2 rRNA genes are annotated in these 5,467 nt (G+C 57.6%); both read left to right on the top strand.

From position 1 onward, the window contains the following. The first annotated feature begins 43 nt into the window (after window positions 1-43). Window positions 44-1,569: ribosomal RNA gene (locus tag ABD346_RS06800) — 16S ribosomal RNA — on the top strand. 467 nt (window positions 1,570-2,036) lie between these two features. Further along, window positions 2,037-5,432, top strand: a 23S ribosomal RNA gene (locus ABD346_RS06795). Together the 16S and 23S rRNA genes form the textbook arrangement of a ribosomal RNA operon. The last annotated feature ends 35 nt before the right edge of the window (window positions 5,433-5,467 follow it).

Raw genomic sequence — 5,467 nt, 5'->3', positions numbered from 1 at the left:
CGTCCCGCTCTTACGTGTGTGTGCACCCGATTACGGGTAAACATTCATGGAGAGTTTGATCCTGGCTCAGGACGAACGCTGGCGGCGTGCTTAACACATGCAAGTCGAACGATGAAGCCCTTCGGGGTGGATTAGTGGCGAACGGGTGAGTAACACGTGGGCAATCTGCCCTTCACTCTGGGACAAGCCCTGGAAACGGGGTCTAATACCGGATAACACTTCCTGCCGCATGGTGGGGGGTTAAAAGCTCCGGCGGTGAAGGATGAGCCCGCGGCCTATCAGCTTGTTGGTGGGGTGATGGCCTACCAAGGCGACGACGGGTAGCCGGCCTGAGAGGGCGACCGGCCACACTGGGACTGAGACACGGCCCAGACTCCTACGGGAGGCAGCAGTGGGGAATATTGCACAATGGGCGAAAGCCTGATGCAGCGACGCCGCGTGAGGGATGACGGCCTTCGGGTTGTAAACCTCTTTCAGCAGGGAAGAAGCGAAAGTGACGGTACCTGCAGAAGAAGCGCCGGCTAACTACGTGCCAGCAGCCGCGGTAATACGTAGGGCGCAAGCGTTGTCCGGAATTATTGGGCGTAAAGAGCTCGTAGGCGGCTTGTCACGTCGGATGTGAAAGCCCGGGGCTTAACCCCGGGTCTGCATTCGATACGGGCTAGCTAGAGTGTGGTAGGGGAGATCGGAATTCCTGGTGTAGCGGTGAAATGCGCAGATATCAGGAGGAACACCGGTGGCGAAGGCGGATCTCTGGGCCATTACTGACGCTGAGGAGCGAAAGCGTGGGGAGCGAACAGGATTAGATACCCTGGTAGTCCACGCCGTAAACGTTGGGAACTAGGTGTTGGCGACATTCCACGTCGTCGGTGCCGCAGCTAACGCATTAAGTTCCCCGCCTGGGGAGTACGGCCGCAAGGCTAAAACTCAAAGGAATTGACGGGGGCCCGCACAAGCAGCGGAGCATGTGGCTTAATTCGACGCAACGCGAAGAACCTTACCAAGGCTTGACATATACCGGAAACGGCCAGAGATGGTCGCCCCCTTGTGGTCGGTATACAGGTGGTGCATGGCTGTCGTCAGCTCGTGTCGTGAGATGTTGGGTTAAGTCCCGCAACGAGCGCAACCCTTGTTCTGTGTTGCCAGCATGCCCTTCGGGGTGATGGGGACTCACAGGAGACTGCCGGGGTCAACTCGGAGGAAGGTGGGGACGACGTCAAGTCATCATGCCCCTTATGTCTTGGGCTGCACACGTGCTACAATGGCCGGTACAAAGAGCTGCGATGCCGCGAGGCGGAGCGAATCTCAAAAAGCCGGTCTCAGTTCGGATTGGGGTCTGCAACTCGACCCCATGAAGTCGGAGTTGCTAGTAATCGCAGATCAGCATTGCTGCGGTGAATACGTTCCCGGGCCTTGTACACACCGCCCGTCACGTCACGAAAGTCGGTAACACCCGAAGCCGGTGGCCCAACCCCTTGTGGGAGGGAGCTGTCGAAGGTGGGACTGGCGATTGGGACGAAGTCGTAACAAGGTAGCCGTACCGGAAGGTGCGGCTGGATCACCTCCTTTCTAAGGAGCATTTCTTACCAGGCCTGGCTTGGTCAGAGGCCNGAAGTCGTAACAAGGTAGCCGTACCGGAAGGTGCGGCTGGATCACCTCCTTTCTAAGGAGCACAGCACCGTCTGCAGGCAGATGTCCTGCACGGTCANCATTTCGTCGGCAAACGTCCGACGGTGGCTGGCTCATGGGTGGAACGTTGACTATTCGGCACTCCCGGCCANCATTTCGTCGGCAAACGTCCGACGGTGGCTGGCTCATGGGTGGAACGTTGACTATTCGGCACGATGCTTCAAGGTCACTAGTACTGCTTCGGCGTGGAACGTGAACCGGGAGGGATCNCGCTGTTGGGTGTCTGAAGGCACGGGCTTATGCCTGCTGGTCTTCGGTCGCCGGCCCCAGTGCACTCACCAGGTTCTGGTGGGGTGATGGGTGGCTGGTCGTTGTTTGAGAACTGCACAGTGGACGCGAGCATCTGTGGCCAAGTTTTTAAGGGCGCACGGTGGATGCCTTGGCACCAGGAACCGATGAAGGACGTGGGAGGCCACGATAGTCCCCGGGGAGCCGTCAACCAGGCTTTGATCCGGGGGTTTCCGAATGGGGAAACCCGGCAGTCGTCATGGGCTGTCACCCATACCTGAACACATAGGGTATGTGGAGGGAACGAGGGGAAGTGAAACATCTCAGTACCCTCAGGAAGAGAAAACAACCGTGATTCCGGGAGTAGTGGCGAGCGAAACCGGATGAGGCCAAACCGTATGCGTGTGATACCCGGCAGGGGTTGCGCATGCGGGGTTGTGGGATCTCTCTTCTGTCGTCTGCCGGCGGCAGGACGAGTCAGAAACCGTTGGTGTAGGCGAAGGACATGCGAAAGGTCCGGCGTAGAGGGTAAGACCCCCGTAGCTGAAACATCAANCATGCGGGGTTGTGGGATCTCTCTTCTGTCGTCTGCCGGCGACAGGACGAGTCAGAAACCGTATGGATAGGCGAAGGACATGCGAAAGGTCCGGCGTAGAGGGTAAGACCCCCGTAGCTGAAATTCATGCGGCTCGTTTGAGAGACACCCAAGTAGCACGGGGCCCGAGAAATCCCGTGTGAATCTGGCGGGACCACCCGCTAAGCCTAAATATTCCCTGGTGACCGATAGCGGATAGTACCGTGAGGGAATGGTGAAAAGTACCGCGGGAGCGGAGTGAAATAGTACCTGAAACCGTGTGCCTACAAGCCGTGGGAGCGTCGCGCATCGAGCTTGCTCGGTGCGTCGTGACTGCGTGCCTTTTGAAGAATGAGCCTGCGAGTTAGCGGTGTGTAGCGAGGTTAACCCGTGTGGGGAAGCCGTAGCGAAAGCGAGTCCGAACAGGGCGATTGAGTTGCACGCTCTAGACCCGAAGCGGAGTGATCTAGCCATGGGCAGGTTGAAGCGGCTGTAAGAGGTCGTGGAGGACCGAACCCACCAGGGTTGAAAACCTGGGGGATGACCTGTGGTTAGGGGTGAAAGGCCAATCAAACTCCGTGATAGCTGGTTCTCCCCGAAATGCATTTAGGTGCAGCGTCGTGTGTTTCTTGCCGGAGGTAGAGCACTGGATAGGCGATGGGCCCTACCGGGTTACTGACCTTAGCCAAACTCCGAATGCCGGTAAGTGAGAGCGCGGCAGTGAGACTGTGGGGGATAAGCTCCATGGTCGAGAGGGAAACAGCCCAGAGCATCGACTAAGGCCCCTAAGCGTACGCTAAGTGGGAAAGGATGTGGAGTCGCAGAGACAACCAGGAGGTTGGCTTAGAAGCAGCCACCCTTGAAAGAGTGCGTAATAGCTCACTGGTCAAGTGATTCCGCGCCGACAATGTAGCGGGGCTCAAGCGTACCGCCGAAGTCGTGTCATTCCAGCATGTACCCCCAACGGGGGCTGGGATGGGTAGGGGAGCGTCGTGTGCCGGGTGAAGCTGCAGCGGAAGCTAGTGGTGGACGGTTCACGAGTGAGAATGCAGGCATGAGTAGCGATACACACGTGAGAAACGTGTGCGCCGATTGACTAAGGGTTCCTGGGTCAAGCTGATCTGCCCAGGGTAAGTCGGGACCTAAGGCGAGGCCGACAGGCGTAGTCGATGGACAACCGGTTGATATTCCGGTACCCGCTTTGAAACGCCCAATATCGAGCCCATTAATGCTAAGGCCGTGAAGCCGCCCTGATCTCTTCGGAGTTGAGGGGAGTGGTGGAGCCGCTGACCCAAGGTGNAGGCGTAGTCGATGGACAACCGGTTGATATTCCGGTACCCGCTTTGAAACGCCCAATATCGAATCAGGCGATGCTAAGCCCGTGAAGCCGTTCCGGACCCTTCGGGGAAAGGAAAGTGGTGGAGCCGGTGACCCAGACTTGTAGTAGGTAAGCGATGGGGTGACGCAGGAAGGTAGTCCAGCCCGGGCGGTGGTTGTCCCGGGGTAAGGGTGTAGGGCGCTGTCTAGGCAAATCCGGACAGCATGAAGCCTGAGACCTGATGCCGAGCCGATTGTGGTGAAGTGGATGATCCTATGCTGTCGAGAAAAGCCTCTAGCGAGTTTCATGGCGGCCCGTACCCTAAACCGACTCAGGTGGTCAGGTAGAGAATACCGAGGCGTTCGGGTGAACTATGGTTAAGGAACTCGGCAAAATGCCCCCGTAACTTCGGGAGAAGGGGGGCCACGTCTGGTGATCGGATTTACTCCGTGAGCTGGGGGTGGCCGCAGAGACCAGCGAGAAGCGACTGTTTACTAAAAACACAGGTCCGTGCGAAGCCGTAAGGCGATGTATACGGACTGACGCCTGCCCGGTGCTGGAACGTTAAGGGGACCGGTTAGTCACATTTCGGTGTGGCGAAGCTGAGAACTTAAGCGCCAGTAAACGGCGGTGGTAACTATAACCATCCTAAGGTAGCGAAATTCCTTGTCGGGTAAGTTCCGACCTGCACGAATGGCGTAACGACTTCTCGACTGTCTCAACCATAGGCCCGGTGAAATTGCACTACGAGTAAAGATGCTCGTTTCGCGCAGCAGGACGGAAAGACCCCGGGACCTTTACTACAGTTTGATATTGGTGTTCGGTTCGGCTTGTGTAGGATAGGTGGGAGACTTTGAAGCCGTGACGCCAGTCATGGTGGAGTCGTCGTTGAAATACCACTCTGGTCGTGCTGGATGTCTAACCTCGGTCCGTGATCCGGATCAGGGACAGTGTCTGATGGGTAGTTTAACTGGGGCGGTTGCCTCCTAAAGAGTAACGGAGGCGCCCAAAGGTTCCCTCAGCCTGGTTGGCAATCAGGTGTTGAGTGTAAGTGCACAAGGGAGCTTGACTGTGAGACCGACGGGTCGAGCAGGGACGAAAGTCGGGACTAGTGATCCGGCGGTGGCTTGTGGAAGCGCCGTCGCTCAACGGATAAAAGGTACCCCGGGGATAACAGGCTGATCTTCCCCAAGAGTCCATATCGACGGGATGGTTTGGCACCTCGATGTCGGCTCGTCGCATCCTGGGGCTGGAGTCGGTCCCAAGGGTTGGGCTGTTCGCCCATTAAAGCGGTACGCGAGCTGGGTTTAGAACGTCGTGAGACAGTTCGGTCCCTATCCGCTGCGCGCGCAGGAACATTGAGAAGGGCTGTCCCTAGTACGAGAGGACCGGGACGGACGAACCTCTGGTGTGCCAGTTGTCCTGCCAAGGGCATGGCTGGTTGGCTACGTTCGGAAAGGATAACCGCTGAAAGCATCTAAGCGGGAAGCCTGCTTCGAGATGAGTGTTCCCACCTCCTTGAGAGGGTAAGGCTCCCAGTAGACGACTGGGTTGATAGGCCAGATGTGGAAGCCCGGTAACGGGTGGAGCTGACTGGTACTAATAGGCCGAGGGCTTGTCCTCAGTTGCTCGCGTCCACTGTGTTTGTTCTGAAGCAA

Origin of the sequence: Streptomyces mauvecolor (assembly GCF_039532965.1) — a bacterium.
Taxonomy (GTDB): domain Bacteria; phylum Actinomycetota; class Actinomycetes; order Streptomycetales; family Streptomycetaceae; genus Streptomyces; species Streptomyces violascens.
The sequence above is the reverse complement of the archived record's forward strand: the minus strand, read 5'-3'. Positions and strand labels throughout refer to the sequence as shown.